Raw genomic sequence first — 19,910 nt, 5'->3', positions numbered from 1 at the left:
CCGGCTCAGCGGAAGACGCCGGTGTGGCCGAGCGAGTACCGACCGGGCTGCGGGAAGACGGCCAGGCCGTGCGGTCCCTGGCCGACCGGAATCCGCGCCAGCAGCTTGCCGTCGCTCAGCCGGATCGCGTAGACCACTGCGTTGTAGCGACCGGACACCCACAGCACGGCGCCGTCCGGTGAGACCCCACCCATGTCAGGACTGCCGCCGCCGGGGATCTTGAACTTCTTCACCACCTTGCGGGTCGCGAAGTCGAGCAGCGAGATCGAGCTCTCGCCGCGGTTGGTGATGATCAACCGCCGGGAGTCCCGCGTGACATACAGCCCGTGCGCCCCCATCCCGGTCGGGATGAACGCCCGGATCGCGACCGGATTCGCGGACAGCACCCAGACCCCGTTGCTCATCATGTCCGCGACGTAGTAGAACCGCCCGTCCGGCGAGAGCTTCACGTCCTGCGGCATCGGCGCCGGCATCCGGCGCCTGGTCGGCAAGCGCAGTACCCGCAGGAGTTTCTCCGCCGCGGTGTCGACCACCAGCAGTTGCCCGGAGAACTCGCAGGACACCAGGAAGGTCTTCCCGTCCGCCGCGAAGTCCGCGTGGTTCACGCCCGCGCACGGCACCGGCACCGCCTTCCGCAGCGCCATCGTGTGCGGATCGAGGAAGTCGAGTTGCTTCTCGTTGGACGCCATCACGATCGCTCGCCGACCGTCGGGTGTGAAGTAGAGGTTGTACGGGTCGCGGACGGCGACCGGGCGGCCGGGCAGGCCGGTCACCGGGTTGATCGGCGTCAGGCTGTTGCCGAGGTCGTTGTTGACCCACAGGGTCCGCAGGTCCCACGACGGTACGACGTGCTGTGGCTGGCGCCCGGTGCGGAAGGTCCGGATCACCTTGTAGGTCCGCGGATCGATCTCGGTCACGGTGTCGCTGCCGCTGTTCGGGACGTAGATCCGCACCGGGACCCGGCGTACCGACGCGGCGAACTGTCCTGGCCGGTCCGCGGCCCAGACATCGGTGGCCGACAACGGCGGCGGCATCCCGGGCAGCAGCTTCGGCGTTGTCCGCGCGGCCGGTGGCGCGGTCGTGGGAGTCGGCGGGCGGGGAGTTGGGGTGGCAGCCTGCGGCAAGGCCGGGTCGTGTCCGCTGCCGGAGCAGGCGCTCACCGCGACCAGCAGGACAGCGGTCAGTAAGCACCAAGGCTTCATCGAAGGAGTTCGCTCAAGGTGACCGGTTCGAGTCGCTTGGCGGTCAGAGCGGCCAGGATCCGCGGCAGCGCCGCGATGGTCACCGGGTGCCCGAGGTGCAGGCTCACGATCGAGCCCGGGCGGACGCTGCCCGCGACCGCCTTGATGACCGTGGCCGTGGGTGGATCCTGCCAGTCCAGCCCGTCGACGTCGTACGAAATGCAGCTAGCGTAACCCGCCGCCGCGGCCGCCGACCGGATCACTTTAGTGGTCTGCTGGGTTCCCGAGGCGCGGAACCACCGGCCAGGACTCTTGGTCGTGCGGCGCAGGACGGCGGCGCAGTCGCTGATCTCCTGGTCGGCCTGAGCCGCACTGAGCTTGCGCATCGGCTTGTGGTGCATCGTGTGGTTACCGAGATCGTGCCCACCGTGCAGGATGCGGGTCGCCATCTCCGGATGCGCGACCAGCCAGGTTCCGACCGCGAGCACGCTGATCCGGGCGCCGGCCTGCTCGACCAGGTCGAGCAGTCGGGTGCCGAGGGCCGGATCGCCGTTGCCGTGGAAGGTGAGCGCGACCTTCGGGACGGTCCGCGGTCCGTGCACGATCTCGACTGCCTCGGTCACCGTCGGGGACGAGGTCTTTGGGGAAGGAGTCCCCGAGCCGGCGGTGACCGAGGGCCCGGTCGGCTGCGGGGTCGGCTTCTGCGTCGGATCCGGGGTCGAGCCCGGTCGACCGGTCGCGGCAGGCTTCTCGGTCGAACATCCGGCCGCTCCTGCCGTACCCATCGCCAGGACGGCCGACCTCAGCACGGTCCGCCGATCCACAGCCATGGCTTTGACGGTAAGTGGCGCGGGCTGAGTGGATGCTGAGTCGGGATCGTTGATGGGTCACGGTGATTACCTGACGCGTCCTGATGCTCACTACGGTGGGCCGATGGATCTCAAGAGCCCGATCAGCACGGTGGTGCCGTCGCTCGATGGTCCGGTGCTGCAGGTGCTGGCCGATGCGGAGGAAGGGCTTTCGGGGCGACAGATCCACAAGCTCGCCGGCTCGGGGAGCGTCGCCGGGGTGCGGCTCGTCCTGCAACGGCTCGCGGCCACGGGCCTGGTCCACGTGGACGATCTGGGCAATTCGTTGCTCTATCGCCTCAATCGCAAGCACCTCGTGGCGGGCATCGTCGAGCAGCTCGCGAACCTCCGCCGTACCTTGGTGGACTGCCTCGCCGACGAGATCAGCCGCTGGCGGGTCCTGCCCGTGCATGCCAGCCTGTACGGCGCGATCGCCCGCGACGACGGGGATCTGGACAGCGACGTGGACCTGCTGCTGATCCGGCCGGACCAGCACGAGTTCGAGGACGTCGTGTGGGAAACGCAGGTCACCCAGCTGATGCAGATCGTCGTCGACCTCACCGGCAACGCCGCCCACATCTTCGAACTGAGCCAGACCGAACTCGCAGGCCACCTCGCCACCGAGGACCCCATCCTCAACGACTGGCTCACCCCGACGCTCCACCTGACCGGCGTCCCGCTCGCCGAAGCGGCCCACCAGCTCCTCCCGCTGAGCCACTGAAAACAGCTGAACAACAGCTCGGTCGATGGCCTACCGTCGCGAGGATGAGACTCATCGACGCGCCACCCGTCGACCTCGCCTGCTTCGATCTCCCCGACGCGGCGGTCATCGCGCCCGGTGAGGACGTTCTCGTCCGGACGTGGTCGGCCGCGGAGTATCCGTTCCTCACCGGCCCGCTGCGCGTGGACGGCGTACGACCCGGAGACACCCTCGCGTTTCACCTCGATGATCTGGAGCTGGATCGCTTCGGGCGCTATGGGTTCGCCAGTACGACGAAGGCGTGGGAACCGTGGGGCGGCGTACTGCGGGAGTCGGCCGCGTCGGAGTACGCCGGCCACGCGGAAATCGTCGGCACGGAAGCGATCCTCGACGGACGCCACCGCATCGAGGTACGGCCGATGCTCGGCTGGATCGGTCTGGTGCGCCAGTCGCTCATCGCCGACCCGTGGGACCACGGCGGCAACCTCGACACGTCGGAGCTGCGCCCGGGCTCGACGCTCTATCTGTACGACGACCTGGGCCTCGGTCGTTTCGTGATCGGTGACGCGCACGCCGCGATGGGCGACGGCGAGGTGAGCGGCCAAGGCATCGAGATCGGGGCCCGTTGCCGGCTCCGCGTCGAGATCCACCGCGGTACCGAACCGCATCGCCCGCTGGTCGAGACACAGGAGACTCTGGTTCAGCTGTGCAGCCGTTTCACCGAGAAGGACGCCTACACACAGGCGATCTCCGACGCGGTGCATCACGTCGCGTTCTCGCAGCAGGTCAGCTTCGAGGAGGCGAATGCGCTGGTCAGTCTGATCGGGGAGCTGCGGGTGTCGAGCGTCGTCTCGCACTCGCCGACGTTCAAGATGCTCGTCGCCCGCCGGCACCTCGCGCCGATCGCCGACCTTCTCCACGTCGCGAAGCCGGCGCTGCCCCACACGCCTAGGTAGTCCTTTCCAGGAGTGGTCTACTCAGGGTGCTTTACCGGCCGCGATTCGTCGGCAACAGTGAACCGGTGCCTGCTTCGTCTGTCGTGCTGATCGGCCCACCCGGACCGGCGGCCGCTTTCACCACCGCCCTCGACCAGGCCGGGCTCGCTCATCAGCGGTACGACGAGCCGCCCGCGGACCTCACCGACGCGCGCGCGGTGATCGTGCTCGCCGGGCGATATCCGGAGCCGTCCCGGTTCGACAGTTCAAGCCTGGCCGAGTACGTGCGGGCCGGCGGGTCGGCGTACGTCGAGTTCGCGGTGGACGACGGATTCCTCCCGACCGGTGCGGTGCGGGACGCGCACATCGAGCGGATCTTCACGCGCGAGGCGCTGGACGGGATCGAGCCGCTCAGCATCCTCGACGAGCACCTCTCCCGGGCGCAGGAGGTGATCGCGCCCGAGGGATCGATCGAGCTCCTCACCTACGGCTCGGTCGCCGGCACGCACAAGGCCGTCTTCGGACCACCCGAGCACACCTTCCCTGCGCTCCTCGACATCCCGATCGGCGACGGCCGCCTCCTCTACGCGACGACCGCCCTGAGCCACCACATCCAAGGCAACTACAAGCCGGTACGCCGCTGGCGCCGCCTGATCGAGTTGGTCGCGGCCCGGCTCACCGGCACCGAAGCCCGGCCGGAGCTCGAGCTGTTCACCGAGCCGCGGGTGTGGGTCGCCTCGGGAGAGCCGGTCAAGATCGTGGTCCGCTCGACCACGAAACCGGACGCCGTCGAGGGACCGGTCGCCGTCGACGGAGCCGTCGCCGCCGACGGACTGCTCGCCGCGGGCGAGCTGGTCGAGGTCGCGCCCGGGCGGTTCGAGTCGGAGCCGATGGTCTTGCCCGACGGCGAGCACACGTTCGTGGCCGGCGACCAGACGACCACGCTGACCGTGGGATCGCGAGCAGCGCGGTACCGACGGATGGTCGACCGGGGGATCGCCTGGTTCGACCGCGCCGGGATGTTCTACGACGCGCCGGACGGGTCGCGGGGCGTCGCGGAGGGTTTCTCCAACGAGATCGGGTTCGACGGGAAGCTCCCGTTCCGTCCCGTCCCGCGCGGCGACTGCTACACCCAGACCGCGCACGCCTTCCGGATGTACGCCGACCTCGCCGGTTTCCCACGCGGTCGCACGATCGCCACCAATCTGATGCGGCACGTCGTCGACGAGGAACAACTCACCGACCGCAACCCGCTGTACGGCGCCTTCGAACCGCGCGGGTCCCGGACCGATCTGACCGCGACCAACAACCTGTTCGCCGACGACGGCGGCTGGATCGCCCTGTTCGCGCTGATTTGGGGTGAACTCGAGTCCGGCCTGCGCGGCGTCGAGTCGCTGATCCGCACGGCGAACACCGAACTCGGTCTGCAGGTCGACCCCTGGCGGACCCCGTCGACGCTCATGGTGAAGGGCTGGGACGAGTTCGGCCGGAGCCCGATCGAGGACGGACTGGACCTGACCTCGCACTGGCAGAGTTCCGCGCTCTGCGCGTATCTGTACGCGTACGGGATCACCGGCGAATCGTCGTACCTGGAGATCGCCGAGCGCGGGCTCGACCACATGGCGTCGCACCACCCGCGGGCGCGGCTGGAGACCAGTCGCACCTGCGAGGCCGGACGCTTCCTGCTGCCGCTCGCCGGCGGGTACTTCTACACCCGCAAACCGTTGTACCTCGAGACGATGCTGTCGCTGGCCGATTTCCTCAAGAGCCGCCAGGGACCGGACGGCGGGTTCGCCGAGTCGGACGGGAAGTGCCCGCCGAGCAACGAGGCGTACGGCGTCGACGAGGCGTCGATCTTCCAGGCCAACGGCGATCCCGTCACCGACCAGCTGTACGGCACGCCGTTCGCCGCCTGGGCGCTGCCGATCGTCCACCAGATCACCGGCGAGCCGGTCTTCGAGGAGCTCGCGCACGGTGTCCTCGACTACCTGAGCCGGATCCAGATCGACGACCCGGACGACGAGCAGCTCGACGGCACCTGGCAGCGCGCGTTCGACTTCGACGCCTGGGAGTACTTCGGCTCGAACGCCGACATCGGGTGGGGGCCGTACTGCGTGGAGACGGGTTGGTCGGTCGCGCCGACACTGATCGCCGCAATGCAGTACCTGAAACGCACTCCGTTCTTCCCGACGCCGGGTCGCGACCAGCGTGCGGTCGTCGCGAAGGTCCGCGCCGAGTTCGCCTCGATCGCCGCCGCCGAGCCCGCCGAACCCACCTTCCAACGTCGCGAGGACGGCCGGGTCGTGCGCCACCAGGCCGGCGTACCGGCGGTCGTCGGCGAGCTCGAAGCGGCCGGCGAACCCGTCTGGGCGCGCAACGAACCGTCGAACTCGTACGAGATCTACGTCCGCGGCGCCGACAACCACCTGCACCACACGTACCTCGACGACCGTGTCGGTCAGGGCCGCTGGCACCGGCTCGGCGACCTCGAGCTGGCCGACGATCCGGTGGTCGCGTTCAACCCCGGTGCCGACGCGATCGAGGTGTACGTCCTGGGCGCGGACCGCCGGATCCACCATTGCTCGATGATCGACGTCCGCGGCGGTCACACTCCGTGGGAACCTGTGGGTACGCTGCACTTCACCGGGTCACCCGCGGTGATGTACGACGAGAACCTCGGCACCGTCCGCCTGGTCGCGAACGACACCGCCGGCCAGGACCGCCGTACCCGCAAGGTGAACCGGTGGCACCTTCCCTGGCAGGACTATTCACACTGGATCACGGCATGATGCGCATTGCTATCGACGGCGGTCAGTCCGCTCTTCGTCTTCGGGTTCTCCCGTCCGGGCGGACCGGCGAAGGGCCGGGCTACACGCACGGACCGGATGCACTGGACCGGATGCTCGACTCGATCCGGGTCGCGGCGGCGGAGGTCGACGTCAGCGGGCCGGTCGAGGTCGTCGCGCTCGGACTCACCGGGTACCCACAGGCCCCGGGCGCGGCGGAGGCCTTCGCCGCGGACGTCGCCGCGCTGCTGGACGCCGACGAGGTCCGGCTGACCCAGGACATGGTCACGGCGCACGCCGGCGCACTCCCCGACGGGTACGGCGTGGTCGTTGCCGCCGGCACCGGACTCGTGTGTCTCGCGGTCGATCGCGACGGGACGTGGCGCAAGCTCGACGGCCATGGCTACCTCTTCGGCGACGCCGGCAGTGCGTTCGCGATCGGCCGCGCCGGCCTGGTCGCCGTACAGCGCGCTCGGGACGGCCGCGGCCCGGCCACCAAGCTCGCCGACACCGGGCTCGATCCGGTCTCGCTCTACCGCTCGTCCACGCTCGTCGACGACGTGGCCCGCTTCGCTCCCGAAGTACTGCGGTGTGCGGCCGAAGGTGATCCGGTCGCGCACGAACTCGTGGTCCGCGCGGCGGGTGACATCGCGGAGACGATCGGCGCCGCTGTCGATCAGCTCGCCGGTGAGGGAACGGTCCCGGTCGCGTGCGTCGGCGGCCTGTTCGCGGGCGCCGGCGAACAGCTGCTCACTCCGGTCCGTGACGCCCTCCCTGCCCGCGCCGAGCTGACCGCGGCGGCCGGCAACTCGCTCGACGGCGCCGAACGCCTCGCCACCGGACCAGCCGGAACGTACGCCGACCTGATTGTGACTCACCGTCGATGAGAACCGTTGCCCCCGGCACCTTGGTGGTGTCCTGCCAGGCGGGCCCCGAGAGCCCGCTGCACGGACCGGCCGCGATGGCGCTGATGGCACGAGCCGCCGAGGCCGGTGGCGCCGGGGCGATCCGGGCCAACGGGCCGCGGGACATCGCGGCGATCCGGGCGGTGAGCGACCTGCCGATCATCGGGATCCACAAGATCGGTGACCCGGGCGGCGTCTTCATCACCCCGACGTACGACGCGGCGGCCGGGATCGTCGCGGCTGGAGCGGACCTGGTCGCCCTCGACGCGACGCTGCGGCCTCGTCCCGACGGACAGCAGGTGGCCAGCCAGATCGCCCGGATCCACGACGAACTCGGCGTACCGGTGATGGCCGACGTGGACACCCTGGACGCCGGCCTGGCGGCTCGTGACGCGGGTGCCGACCTCGTCGCGACGACTCTGTCCGGGTATACCAATGGCCGTCCACCGACCGGACCTGATGTCGAACTGGTCCGGCAGCTCGCGGCGAAGCTGGACTGCCCGGTCGTCGCCGAGGGCCGGATCCGGACCCGCGAAGACGTCCGCGCCGTCTGCGATGCGGGCGCGTACGCCGTCGTGGTCGGGCACGCGATCACCAATCCGACCGACATCACCGCGCGACTGGTCGGCGCGATCCCGGTCCACTAGAGCAGGAACAGTGGTCTAGTCGATCTTGTCGACCGGGGTCGAATCCCCTTCCGTGCGGGTGTCCGGCGGGCGTATCCATGACGCAGCCCAGAGCCATCACCGGCCCGAGAGGACTCGTCATCATGATCGAGGTCGACCGCCGTACCCTGCTCCGCGCCGCCCTGGCCGGATCCGCCGTCGCCACGCTCGCCTCCTGCGCGAAGCCGGTGGCCGACAAGATGACCGCGGCGTCCGGGAGCTCCGTGGACGGGAGCAAGCCGCTGGAGTTCTTCAACTTCGACGGCGGCTACGGCAAGGAATGGACCACCATGCCGATGGACCTGTACCGCAAGGAGTTCCCGAACGCGGACGTGAAGCTGACCAGCGGGCAGCAGCTCCAGCAACAGCTGCAGCCGCGGTTCATCCAGGGCAACCCGCCGGACCTGATCGAGAACGTCGGCCTGGACGGCGCCACACTGGCGGCGCAGAAGCAGGTGATGGACATCGGCGCGCTGCTCGACATGGAGTCCTACGACCAGCCGGGTGTGAAGGTGAAGGACACCCTGCTCCCCGGCGTCGCCGAGGCCGGCCGGTACGACGGCGTGAAGTACGAGATGCCGTACGTCTTCGGCGTCGGCGGGATCTGGTACAGCAAGCCTCTGATGGACCAGCACGGCTGGGAGTACCCGAAGCACTGGGACGAGATGCTCGCGCTCTGTGCCGAGATCAAGAAGACGACCGACATCGCGCCGTGGACGTACCAGGGCAAGTTCCCGGGGTACCTGACCAACCCGATGCTGATGACGGCGTACAAGGCGGCCGGTCCGGACCTGAAGAAGAAGGTCGACAACCTGGAGCCGGACGCGTGGCGTGACCCGGCGCTGATCGCGGCCGCCGAGGGGTACCAGGAGCTCGCCGCGAAGGGCTACCTGCTGGAGGGCTCGCAAGCGCTCTCACACACCCAGTCGCAGACCTACTGGGCGCAGGGCAAGGCGGTGTTCATCCCGTGCGGCGGCTGGCTGGAGAACGAGCTCGGTGACATCGCGCCGAAGGACCTCGGGATGACGATGGTCCCGGTGCCGGGGATGTCGAAGGACGACAAGGCGCCGTACGAGACCGTCACCGGTGGGCCTGGCGGCGCGCTGATCGTGCCGGCCAAGGCGAAGAACCCGCAGGGCGGCCTGGAGCTGCTCCGGATCATCGTGTCGAAGAAGTGCATGCAGAACTTCACCAAGGTGACCAAGTCGCTGACCGTGGTGAAGGGCGCCACCGACGGCGTCGAGCTGTCGTCGGCGAACAAGTCGATGCAGGCCGTGATCGAGGCCGCCGGGACCAACATGTTCGCGGACTGGTCGTGGCGGCTTTGGTACAAGAAGCTGCTCGACAACTCGGACAAGGCGATGGCCGCGCTGATGAACCGCGAGCTCACCCCGGACGGGTGGAGCAAGCAGATGCAGAAGTACGCCGACGCCACGGCGAAGGACCCGTCGATCAAGAAGTTCCACGTCTGATGCACCACGGCAAGTACCGGTTCATCGTCGGCCTGCTGGCGGTTCCGCTCGCCGTCTACGCGGTGTTCGTGGTGTCGCCGTACCTGCAGGCCTTCCCGATCGCGTTCACGAACTGGGAAGGGCTGTCCGCGAGCTATCACTACATCGGGTTCGGGAACTTCGCCACGCTGTTCCACGACTCGGTGTTCTGGGTGGCGCTGCGGCACAACCTGTTCCTGCTGGTGTCACTGCCGGTCATCATCGTGACGTTGTCGCTGTTCTTCTCGGCCGCGCTGAACTACCAGGGCGGCGTACCGGGGTCGCGGATCTACAAGGTCGTGTACTTCTTTCCCGGCGTACTGTCGATCGCGATCGTCGGGGTGCTGTGGCAGTTCGTGTTCGAGCCGCGCAACGGGCTGCTGAACGGGTTCCTGCGCGCGATCGGCCTCGACGGGCTGGCGCGGTTGTGGCTCGGCGACGGCAAGACGGCGCTCGGCTCGATCATGGCCGTCGTCGTGTGGGGCGGCGTCGGGTTCTACGTCGTACTGTTCACCGCGGCGATGGCGGCGATCCCACGGGAGCTGTACGAGGCGGCGCTGCTCGACGGCGCCGGCGCTCTGCAGTCGTTCTGGCGGGTGACGCTCCCGCTGATCTGGAACACGGTGCAGACCGCGCTGGCGTTCCTGGTGATCGGGGCGCTGGACATGTTCGCGCTGGTGAAGATCCTCTCGGTCGGCCCCGGTGGACCCGACGACGCGACGCAGGTGATCTCGCTGTACATGTACACGAACGCGTTCACCTACGGGAAATTCGGGTACGCCTCCGCGATCGGCGTCACGCTGTTCGCGATCAACATGATCCTGACCCTGCTGACGTTCCGGCTGACCCGCCGCGAGCGGGTCGAGTACTGAGGGAGATCCGATGGCTACGTTGACCTCTCAGCCCACGTCCGCCGTACGGTCCGCAGAGCCGGCCCGGACGGCGGTCGGCCCGCGGGTGCTCGGTGGGGTGTCGCAGGGGTTCCTGCTGGTGTGGGGCGCGATGGTGGTGTTCCCGCTGCTCTGGGCGGTGCTCAGCTCGTTCAAGTCCGACCAGGACATCTTCACCAGTCCGTGGAGCCTCCCGTCGCACTGGCGTTGGGACAACTTCTCCCGTGCGTGGAACGAGTCACACATCGGCTCGTACTTCTTCAACAGCGTGATCGTCGTCTGCGGCGGCGTCGTCCTGACGTTGCTGCTGTCGTCCGCGGTCGCCTACGTGCTCGCCCGCTTCGAGTTCCCCGGCAGCCGGGCGCTGTACTACGTGTTCGTCGCGGGCATGGTGTTTCCGGGCTTCCTGGCGCTGGTGCCGCTGTTCTTCGTGGTCCAGAACCTCGGGCTGATGAACAGCTACCTAGGACTGATCCTGGTGTACGCCGCGCACGGGATGTCGTTCTCGGTGTTCTTCCTGACGGCTTTCTTCAGGACCCAGTCGAAGGAACTCGCCGAGGCGGCGCTTGTCGACGGGTGTTCTCATTGGGGTGTGCTCTTTCGCATCATGCTGCCGCTGGCCCGTCCCGGACTGGTGAGCATCGGCATCTTCCAGTTCCTCGGGATGTGGAACGAGTACCTGCTGCCGTTGGTCCTCAACACCGACGAGAAGCGCTACCTGGTAACCCAGGGTCTGGCCAACATTGCGGTCACCCAGGGGTACCACAGCGACTTCTCGGGCTTGTTTGCGGGACTGACCATATCCATAATTCCGGTGTTGGCCGTTTATCTCGGCTTCCATCGTCAGATCAGTGCCGGAATGACCGCGGGAGCCCTCAAGTGACCGACCTCCTCTTGGCTGCGACATCCCTGGACGTCACCCCACCGCCCGGCCATCGGCTCGACGGGTACGCCGCACGCACGGGCGTCGCCACCGGGACCGCGGACCCCTTGCACGCGACGCTGATCTGGCTGTCCGGCAAGGACGATCCCGGCGTGCTGTGGCTCACGCTCGACGCGATCGCTGCCGGTGCAGCGCTGTCCGCGGAGTTGGCCGCGGCCGCCGCCGAAGCGGCCGGCATTCCGTCGTCGCACGTCGTCGTGTCCGCCTCGCACACGCACTCGGGCCCGTCGGGATGGACGGGCGAGATCCATCCCGTCATCCCCGCCGACCGCGAACGTTCGCTGGTCGACGCGCTGGTCGGTGCCGTGCGCTCGGTGCACCTGGAGCGGCAGCCGGTGACGGCGACCTGGCACTCGATCGAGGTCGTCGGCGTCGGCACCAACCGGCACCGCAAGAACGGGCCGCACGACAACACCGCGGGCATCCTCGCGCTGCGCTCGTTGTCCGGCTCCCTCGAGGCGGTCCTCCTCGACTTCGCCTGTCACCCGACGACGTACGGCCCGGAGAACATGCGGTACTCCGCCGATTGGCCCGGCGCCGCTCGCGCCGCGCTCGCGCCTGCGGTGGTCGGGTTTCTCCAAGGGGCTGCCGGTGACGTGAGCCCACGGTTCACTCGCCAGGGGCGCGGCGCCGCCGAGGTCACCCGTCTCGGCAGTCTGCTCGCGGCGCGTGTCCGCGAGGCGCTCGCCGAGCCCGGTCTGGAGCTACCGCAGTCGGCGCCAGCGATTCGTCGTACCACTCTCACGTTGCCGGTGCGGGACATCCCGCCGATCGACGAGTCCGAGAGGCTCGTGTCGGCGGGCGAGAGCCGGGTCAACGCCGGCGTCGACGATCCGTCCGATCGCATCTCCCAGACCCGGTTGGAGGGGGCCCGAGGCCAGGCGCTGATGGCCGCCGCGTGCTTGCCGCCGACGCTCGACCTGTCGGTCAGTGCCGTCACGATGGGTGACGTCTGCTGGATCAACCTGCCCGTGGAACTCTTCGCCATCCACGGCGCCTGCCTCCAGTCCGACAGCACCCACCCGATCACCCGGGTCATTGGTTACACCGACGGTTACTACGGCTACGTGGTAGACCCCGCAGCCGCCGAGGCCGGCACCTACGAAGCCCTCATCACCTTCTTCGACCAACCCACCACCAACAAACTAGTCACCGAAACCACAACCTTCGTCAACAGTTGACGGGGAGGCTGGGAAAGAAAGTGTCGTACAGCGACGCTTTCTTTCCCAGCCTCACGCGATCAGGAGCGGGACCACCTTTGATTGTCGGTGGCGGTGCAGGGGGTGGTGGTTACTGCGGCGCCGTTGGTGGGGGCGGTGGCGGTGAGGCATTGGGTGGGGTTGTTGGTGGGGGTGACGGTCTGGTCCGGGTTGAGGGTCCAGGACTGGTTGGGTGCGCCGGTGCAGTTCTCGATGGTGACCGACGTACCGGCGGTCACGCACTTGTTGGCGTAGACCGTGAGCTCCTTGGCGGCCGTGTAGTTCCACGACTGGTTGCCGCCGTTGTTGCAGTCCCACAGGTCGAGCGCGGTGCCGGGAGCAGTCGAGAACCCAGGTACGTCGACACACCGACCGCCGGCGGCGCTACGCAGCGGTTCGCCCGGCGGGGCGGGCGACAGGGTGTTCGTCGGCTCGGTCTTGAGCAGGCCCCAGCCCCACTGCACTTGCGCGAGCCCGCTTGCGCTGTTGACCTGGAGATCCGCCGGGCCGACCTGCGTGGTCATCGAGTACGAGTCGCCGTTGCGCAGCCCGGGCCAGTAGACGATGCCCATCTTGTTCTCGCGGGCGACCTGCGTCAGTGCACCGAGGTACGCCGTGTACACGTTCCCCTCGTGGTTGCCGTAGTTCAGCCCGATCGTCATCGGCGAGCCGGCCTCGTCGATGATCGTCCGCGCGCCGTACGAACCGATCCGCGGCCGCAGGTTCGCCAGCCACGCGGCCTCGGTGGTGTCCGACGCCCAGAACCCGTAGAAGTGCAGCGAGAGCAGCGTTCCGGCCAGCTCCGGCGCCGCCCCGACCCCGGTGACGTTGTCGTTGTACCCGGTCCCGGAGATGACGATCCGACTCCGCGGTACGTCGCTGTGCCGGGCGATCCACGACGACGTCAGCGAGACCCACTCGGGCAACGAGTACCCGAACGGCTCGTTCATCGGCTCGAAGTACACGTGCGGGTTCTTCCCGTAGGCCGCGACGACGGTGTCCCACATCGCCGCGTACGCCGCCGGGTCGTCGACGCGCCCGTCCTTCGCGTTCTCGGCCTCCCAGTAGCTGAGGATGACCTTGAACCCGCGCCCGACCGCGGCGTCGATCGCCCCGCGATAGGAACCCCACCAGTCGGTGCCCACGCTCGACGGGTTGATCGGCAGCCGGACTGTGTTCGCGCGCAACTCCTGGCGGAACTCGCCGACGATCCCATCGGCCTTGCGGTACGTCGTCGCGTAGTCGTCCGCCGTACTGAGTCCGGACGGGACGACCGCGTCGTGGGCGTAGTTGTCGCGCGGATCGGCCCAGTTGACGCCGCGGAAGTCGTTGGTCTGTCCCGGCGGGGCGGCTGAGCTGGCGGGTGCGGTGAGCGCGGTGACGACGGCGGCGGCGGCCAGTGCGGCGGCGGCGATCCGACGGGCTGAGGGCTTCATCTGGCTGATGTTTGCGTAAACATATCCCCTCGTCAATGCCTCGGGACCGCCCGGATGTGGACGGCGCCGAGCCATTGACAGGAGTGCCTAGAGCGCCAGTTCGGGCTGGAGCTTCTTGGCGGGCCAGACGCGTTGTTTGCGCGCGGCCAGGGTCGACGCGGCGAGGGCGACGGCGAACCATGCGGCGAGGGCGAGCAGGTCCCGGCCGAGGGACGTGCCCGGTCCGCCGTACATGAGGTGCCGTACGCCGTCGATCGCGTAGCTCATCGGGAGCGCGTGGTGGAAGAAGTACAGGGGCTGGGGGATGGTCTGCCACGGGAACGTGCCGCCGGCGCTGACGAGCTGGATCACCATCAGGACCAGGCCGAGGAACTTGCCTACGGCACCGAACCAGGCGGACAGGGCGTGCAGGATCGCGACGAAGGTGAACGACGTCAGGATCAGGAACCCGACGGTCAGCCACGGGTGCGCCGCGTGGATGCCCAGGCCGAGAGCGACGGCGACGAAGACCAGCGTCGCCTGGATCGCGCCGAACAGGGCCGGCGGGAGCCAACCGCCGAGCGCGACCCGGAACGGCGACTGCAGTGCCGCGAGCGCACGGGGCGACAGTGGACGAACGAGCAGGAACAGGACATACGCACCGATCCAGCACGCCAGGCAGAGGAAGAACGGAGCCAGACCGGCGCCGTAGCTGTCGGCGGTGGCCTGTGAGACGTTCTGCAGGGTCACGGGTGCACCCAACGTCTCAGCGACCGCCTTGCGCTGGTCAGCGGACGGGTTGGGGATCTGCTTCACGCCGGCTGCCAGACCGGTGTTCAACTGAGTCGCACCGGTCTTGAGCTGACCCACTCCGGTGGCGAGGCTGTTCACACCGGTCAGCAGCTGCCCTTGACCGGTCACCGCCTGCTTCTCACCGGCCGCGAGCTTTGTCGCACCGGTCTGCAGCGTGCCAAGACCGGTCTTCAGCTTCACGGCACCTGTGTTGAGTTGGTGTGCCCCAGTGGCCGCCGTGCTGATGCCGTTCGTCAGTGCGGGTGTCGCCTTGGCCAGCGCGGAGGCGCCGTTCGACACCTTCCGTGCTCCGACGGCGAGCTGGTTGAGCTGCTTGGAGGTGGACTGGATCTTGGTGTTCGCGCGGACGACGGGAGCGCGCAGCTTGGACGTCTCGAGCAGGACCTGCCGGATCTGGTGCTGGCTGAACCCCTGCGCCTTCAACCGCGCCGCCAGCTGGGAGTCGAACGTGGTCAGGTCCTTCACCAGCCCGCTCGACGCGTTGGCGACCTGCTTCCCGACCCCGGCGATCTTCTCGTTGCCGTCGGCAACCTGACCGGCGCCGGTGGCCAGCTGCTTCGACTGCTTGGGCAACGTCGCGGTCTTGTCCTTCAGCGTCCCCAGGCCGCTGTCGAGCTTCGCGGCACCTGTGGCGAGCGAGGAAGCGCCCTGTGAAGCCTGCGTTGCGCCAGTGGCCAGTTGTGACGCACCGGTCGACAGCTGCTTCTGTGCGGAGTTCAGCTGGGTGGCGCCCGTCTGCAGCTTCGTGACACCGGTCGCCGCTGACGTCAGCCCGGTCTGCAGCTGAGCAGCACCAGTGGCCGCGGAGCTGACCTGCTTGTGGATCGTGTTGTACCCGGCAAGCAGCTGCGAGGCAGCCGTCTCACTGACCTGCGACGCGACAGTCTTGGTCACCTGCGCCACGACCTGGTTCGCGATCGTGTGCGCGATGTAGTTGTTCGCGTCGTTCGTCAGCAGCTCCAGCTGCGCCTGCCGCGGCGTGAAGTCCGCACTCGACGCCAGGTCAGACGAGAACGACTTCGGCAGTACGAGCGCGAACTCGTACTTCCCGTCCGACACCCCGGCGGTCGCGTCCGCACGGTCCACCTGGTGCCAGTCGAAGCTCTTCGACTTCACCAGTTCGGAGGCGACCTGCGGTCCGACGTTCAGCTTCTCGCCGGTCGCGAGCGTCGTCCCCGCGTCCTCGACGACGACCGCGGTCGGGATCTTGTTCAGCCGGCCGTACGGGTCATGGTTCGCGTAGAGGTACAGGCCGCCGTACAACACCGGGACCAGCAGTAGAGCGACCACGGCCAGTTTGGGCAGCCGCCCGGCCGTCAGGCGTCGCAACTCACTCAGGGCCATCCGCAGCGCGGTCACGCCTCTGTCTCCTCTAACTCTTCTGCTTGTTCTTGTTCTTCGTCGATCGGGGTCACCGGCTCCACGGGAGCCACCGGAGCGACCTGGATCGGGTCGGGTTGTTCGGTCTCGCCCATCCGGGCGGCCTTGATGTCGAGCAGCCGCGCCGATGCGTCAGCGCAGGTGATGATCACGCCGTACCCGTCGGCCGCCAGCCCGCGCCCCAGCTCGTACCAATCGCGCGGATCACCGCCGTGGCGGTCCGGCATGGTCAGAATCACCACCTGTACGTCGGGACGCGCCACGGTCAGCTCGGTCAGCAGTCTGGTCCGTACGGCGACCGGTAGGTGCTCGAACCGCTTGTCGGCATGCTCAGCGGCGTCATGGTCGTTCAGCCACTCCAGCACGGCCTTGCGGCCCGCCTTGCGTCCGGCGATCGCCAGCTCCTCGCCGACCACCGTCTGAACGGGGAGCGCGTCGTCCGGCTCGGTGATGCCGGGCGCGTCGACCACGGCGATCCGCCGCCGCAGCTGAGCCGGATCCGCCGTGCCGTCGAGCCGGACCGTCCCGGTGTCGGGCTTGAGTCGGCCGGACAGCCCCAGCGCCGCCGCGACGTGCCCAGCGCCTGGGTAGCCGGTCAGCAGCACAACCTGATGGTCGGCGACCGACACGGACGTGGCGTGCAGCATCGGCGCGTGCGGGCCCCGCACGCTGATCCCGCTGGCCTCGAGCTCCATCCTGCAACCCCGTTCAATACGGTTGTGTATTCAATACAGAACTGTATCCTACTCCTATGCAACCGCCCAAGCGCCGCCGCTCCAACACTCGGGCCCGTCTTCTCGAGGGTGCGCTCACCGTGTTCGCCGAGCGCGGGTTCCACGGCGCGTCGGTCGAGGACATCTGCGAGCGCGCCGGGTTCACCCGCGGCGCGTTCTACTCGAACTTCGCCTCCAAGGACGAGCTGGTCCTGGCGCTGTTCCAGGCCACGACCGACCGCCTGCTCGAGCAGATCGAGGCGCTACTCCCCGACCTCGCGAACCAGCCGGGAACGCTGCTGGACGCCGTACTCGGACTGCTCGACGAGACCGCTCCGGACCGCCGCCAATGGCATCTGATCTCGGCTGAGTTCACGCTGCACGCGCTGCGGGACCCGGTCGCCGCGGAGGCGCTGAACAATCAGCGCGCGATGTTCCGCGAGAGCCTGACGCGGCTAGTCGAGCAGATCGCCGAGACCGGCGGACTGACGCTTACCGTGCCGGCCGAGCAGTTCGTCCGGCTGGTGATCGCCGTCCACGAAGGCGCCCGGTCGCAGAGCCTGCTCGAGCCGGAGCAGGTCCCGGCCGGCTCGCTCGAGCACACCTTCCTACCGCTCGTGCTGGAGGCCGTCAGCCGACCGTCACGCTGACGGCGGTCAGCCGACCTTCACGCTGACCGTGTGCAGGCCGGTCGCGCCGTTCGGGGCGGGTGGCGCCGAGGACTCGACCTGTGGATTGCCTTGCGCGTCGAACGCCCGTACCTGCAGGACGTGCTGGCCGCGGGACGCGTTCCAGGTCCAGTGCCACTGCCGCCAGGTGTCGATCGACGGGTCCGTCGCGAGCGTTGCTTGTTGCCAAGGGCCCCCATCGACGCGGACCTCGACCTTCGACACCCCAACATGCTGGTCCCAGGCCACACCGGCCACCGTCACCGCTCCCGGACCGACCTTCTTCCCCAAGGGTGTGTCGATCCGCGACGACAACTTGATCGGTCCGAGCGCCGACCACCCGCGCGGCGTCCAGTACCCCTCGAAGCGGTCGAACCGGGACACCTCGATGTCCACCAGCCACTTCGTCGCCGACACATAGCCGTACAGCCCGGGTACGACGACCCGCACCGGGAACCCGTGCTCGACCGGCAACGGCTGCCCGTTCATCGCGAACGCGAGCATGGCCTGCCGATCGTCGAGCAGCGTCGGCAGCGGCGTACCGGCGGTGAAGCCGTCCTTCGACGTCGACTTGATCGCGTCCGCGTCCGCGGCCGGACCAGCCTCTTGCAGAAGGTCCTTCAGCACGACACCGGACCAGAGCGCGTTCCCGATCAGGTCACCGCCGACCTCGTTGCTCACGCAGGTGAGCGTCACCCACTTGTGCACGACCTGGCGTTTCAGCAGGTCGTCGAAGGTCAGGTTGATCTCGCGATCGACCATCCCGTGGATCCGCAGCTTCCAGTCCGCGGGCACGATCTGCGGCACCGAGAGCGCCGTGTCGATCCGGTAGAAGTCCTCGTTCGCGGTCGCCCACGGTACGGCGCCGTCGGCCTGGACCCCGGGCGGCGGGGCGAGGGTCGGCGGCTGCGGAAGTTTGAGCTGCTTGCGGGCGTCGGCCACCGCGGCCCGGTTCCCGCCGACGACCTTGCCGAGGGCACCGATCGCCGCCGAGCCGAGCGCGACGCCGGCGGAGAGTTGCAGGAACCCGCGCCGGCTGACCGCGTCGTCGGGGGCCTTGAGCAGCGGTTCGAGCCGTCGGCTGAACAGCCGCAGTACGACCAGCGCGGTGACCCCGGCGAACAGCGACGGAAGCGCACCGGTCTGTCCGGCGTCCGCGCGGGTGACGGCCGCGGCGACCGCGACACCGGTCAACGCCACGGTGATCAGGGCGCCGGCCCAATAACGCCGTACGGCGAGAATGCCGCCGACCGCAGCGAGGGCGACGACGACGATCAGGATGCCGGCCCGGAGTGCCGTCTTGTCGTGGGTGCCGAACCAGGAGATCGCGAGATCCTTCAGCCACGGCGGCACCCGGTCGATGAAGGCGGACCCGATCGCGACCACCGGGGTCTGCGGCGTACCGAGGAGGCCGGCAACCACGCTGCCGACCGCCAAGCCGGCGAGTGCCGCGAGGACGCCGCCGACGGCTCCGCGCCACCGGGTTCCGCGCCCGCGGGTTCCGCCGGGAGCCTTGGGGTCAGCCTGTTGCTTCACTTCTCAACAATTGCGCGACGGGGCGCCCGACACCAGTCGAGCGCCCCATCCGTTAGTCGCGGGTAATGCAGTTGTGCGGTTGTGAACCCTTGGCTGGATCTGTTGGGTCAGATCCGGTGGTCAGATCCGGTCGGGCGTGATCGGCCCGAGGCCCGGGCGGCCGTTCGGCCAGCGTCGGGCGTTGTCCCGGACCCGGCGGAGCTTGCCGAGGACAACGTCACGGTCGTCCGCCAACTGGGACATCCAGAGGCTGTCGATCTCGAGCAGGTGGTCCGGCAGGGCTTCTCGCAGCCGGCGCTTCCCCTCCTCGGTCAGGACGGCGAACGAACCGCGGGCGTCGTCGGGGCAAGGCTCCCGGCGTACCAGGCCGAGGTTCTCGGCGCGGTCGACCAGCCGGGTGATGCCGCCGGTGGTGACGGTCAACTCCCGGGCAAGGGAAGTGAGACGCTGCTTCTCCCCGTGGCTGCGGGCCAGCCGCAACAACAGTTCGAACATTGCCATTTGCAGTCCACTGCGCTTCAGGGAATGGCGCATCAGGTGATCCAGCTCTGCTGCTGCTTCTCGCAGCAGGCCATAGGCCGTCAGCACGTCGCTTTCCCAGGGTTCCGCGGCGCGAGTGGGTTCTGCATCGGCGAGCGCTAGGGGCGAGCAAAGCGAAGGCGCGATGGTCATGGGCGGACTCTATTAGTTGACCAGTTCACTTCGCTACACGGGGTGACCTTTCGGCTACAGATCGACCCAGAACTGCAAGAACCCTGAGCGTAACGGACCCGCTTCAGCATTATTGGTCTAGCGCGGCGGGTTTTTCACCTGCGGCGCGCGGGGAATGGTGGAACGATGTCG

17 protein-coding genes are annotated in these 19,910 nt (G+C 68.5%); 10 read left to right on the top strand and 7 right to left on the bottom strand.

Annotated elements, in window-relative coordinates; translation table 11 throughout:
* Positions 1-5 precede the first annotated feature (5 nt).
* Complete coding sequence (locus ACWGID_RS21855) at positions 6-1,202, bottom strand: YncE family protein (RefSeq protein ID WP_452199214.1); 1,197 nt, start codon at positions 1,200-1,202, stop codon at positions 6-8.
* Entirely contained in the window at positions 1,199-2,011 is an 813-nt protein-coding gene (locus ACWGID_RS21850; RefSeq protein WP_452199212.1) for a polysaccharide deacetylase family protein, read from the bottom strand. Before ACWGID_RS21850 ends, ACWGID_RS21855 begins: the two co-directional genes overlap by 4 nt.
* A 103-nt stretch (positions 2,012-2,114) precedes the next feature.
* On the opposite strand from ACWGID_RS21850, the gene ACWGID_RS21845 reads away from it, so the two are divergent.
* The 9 genes from ACWGID_RS21845 to ACWGID_RS21805 all read left to right on the top strand — a co-directional run bounded on the left by ACWGID_RS21845 (position 2,115) and on the right by ACWGID_RS21805 (position 12,524).
* Positions 2,115-2,750 carry a hypothetical protein gene (locus ACWGID_RS21845; RefSeq protein ID WP_452199210.1) on the top strand — a complete coding sequence of 212 codons (636 nt, stop codon included), beginning with the start codon at positions 2,115-2,117 and terminating at the stop codon, positions 2,748-2,750.
* Positions 2,751-2,794: 44 nt separating this feature from the next.
* On the top strand, positions 2,795-3,685 hold the full coding sequence (locus ACWGID_RS21840) for an acetamidase/formamidase family protein (protein WP_452199208.1): 891 nt from the start codon (positions 2,795-2,797) through the stop codon (positions 3,683-3,685).
* Between the two features lie 65 nt (positions 3,686-3,750).
* The gene (locus ACWGID_RS21835) at positions 3,751-6,453 is read left to right on the top strand and encodes a hypothetical protein (protein WP_452199207.1); all 2,703 of its coding nucleotides are present in this window, start codon (positions 3,751-3,753) and stop codon (positions 6,451-6,453) included.
* Entirely contained in the window at positions 6,450-7,337 is an 888-nt protein-coding gene (locus tag ACWGID_RS21830; protein ID WP_452199205.1) for an N-acetylglucosamine kinase, read from the top strand. The genes ACWGID_RS21835 and ACWGID_RS21830 overlap by 4 nt, the downstream gene beginning before the upstream one ends.
* Entirely contained in the window at positions 7,334-8,002 is a 669-nt protein-coding gene (locus tag ACWGID_RS21825) for an N-acetylmannosamine-6-phosphate 2-epimerase (RefSeq protein WP_452199203.1), read from the top strand. Before ACWGID_RS21830 ends, ACWGID_RS21825 begins: the two co-directional genes overlap by 4 nt.
* Before the next feature lie 122 nt (positions 8,003-8,124).
* Entirely contained in the window at positions 8,125-9,492 is a 1,368-nt protein-coding gene (gene ngcE, locus ACWGID_RS21820) for an N-acetylglucosamine/diacetylchitobiose ABC transporter substrate-binding protein (protein ID WP_452199201.1), read from the top strand.
* Entirely contained in the window at positions 9,492-10,382 is an 891-nt protein-coding gene (locus tag ACWGID_RS21815; protein ID WP_452199199.1) for a carbohydrate ABC transporter permease, read from the top strand. Before ngcE ends, ACWGID_RS21815 begins: the two co-directional genes overlap by 1 nt.
* Positions 10,383-10,392: 10 nt before the next feature.
* Positions 10,393-11,283, top strand: a complete 891-nt coding sequence (locus ACWGID_RS21810) for a carbohydrate ABC transporter permease (RefSeq protein ID WP_452199197.1) — start codon at positions 10,393-10,395, stop codon at positions 11,281-11,283.
* Positions 11,280-12,524 carry a hypothetical protein gene (locus ACWGID_RS21805; RefSeq protein WP_452199195.1) on the top strand — a complete coding sequence of 415 codons (1,245 nt, stop codon included), beginning with the start codon at positions 11,280-11,282 and terminating at the stop codon, positions 12,522-12,524. The genes ACWGID_RS21810 and ACWGID_RS21805 overlap by 4 nt, the downstream gene beginning before the upstream one ends.
* A 59-nt stretch (positions 12,525-12,583) precedes the next feature.
* Here ACWGID_RS21805 and ACWGID_RS21800 read toward each other — a convergent pair whose 3' ends face one another.
* The 3 genes from ACWGID_RS21800 to ACWGID_RS21790 form a co-directional block, all read right to left on the bottom strand.
* On the bottom strand, positions 12,584-13,978 hold the full coding sequence (locus ACWGID_RS21800; RefSeq protein ID WP_452199193.1) for a ricin-type beta-trefoil lectin domain protein: 1,395 nt from the start codon (positions 13,976-13,978) through the stop codon (positions 12,584-12,586).
* A gap of 87 nt (positions 13,979-14,065) precedes the next feature.
* Positions 14,066-16,129, bottom strand: coding sequence for a YhgE/Pip family protein (locus tag ACWGID_RS21795; protein ID WP_452199191.1), 2,064 nt, complete (start codon positions 16,127-16,129; stop codon positions 14,066-14,068).
* A complete protein-coding gene (locus tag ACWGID_RS21790) occupies positions 16,126-16,845 on the bottom strand; it encodes a hypothetical protein (RefSeq protein WP_452199190.1) in 720 nt (239 codons plus the stop codon). The genes ACWGID_RS21795 and ACWGID_RS21790 overlap by 4 nt, the downstream gene beginning before the upstream one ends.
* Before the next feature lie 56 nt (positions 16,846-16,901).
* On the opposite strand from ACWGID_RS21790, the gene ACWGID_RS21785 reads away from it, so the two are divergent.
* Positions 16,902-17,513, top strand: a complete 612-nt coding sequence (locus ACWGID_RS21785; RefSeq protein WP_452199188.1) for a TetR/AcrR family transcriptional regulator — start codon at positions 16,902-16,904, stop codon at positions 17,511-17,513.
* A 6-nt stretch (positions 17,514-17,519) separates the two neighbouring features.
* Here ACWGID_RS21785 and ACWGID_RS21780 read toward each other — a convergent pair whose 3' ends face one another.
* Positions 17,520-19,067, bottom strand: a complete 1,548-nt coding sequence (locus ACWGID_RS21780) for a molybdopterin-dependent oxidoreductase (protein WP_452199186.1) — start codon at positions 19,065-19,067, stop codon at positions 17,520-17,522.
* 120 nt (positions 19,068-19,187) lie between these two features.
* The gene (locus tag ACWGID_RS21775) at positions 19,188-19,739 is read right to left on the bottom strand and encodes a MarR family winged helix-turn-helix transcriptional regulator (protein ID WP_387768092.1); all 552 of its coding nucleotides are present in this window, start codon (positions 19,737-19,739) and stop codon (positions 19,188-19,190) included.
* Between the last annotated feature and the right edge of the window lie 171 nt (positions 19,740-19,910).

This window comes from Kribbella sp. NPDC054772 (genome assembly GCF_053611945.1).
The sequence above is the reverse complement of the archived record's forward strand: the minus strand, read 5'-3'. Positions and strand labels throughout refer to the sequence as shown.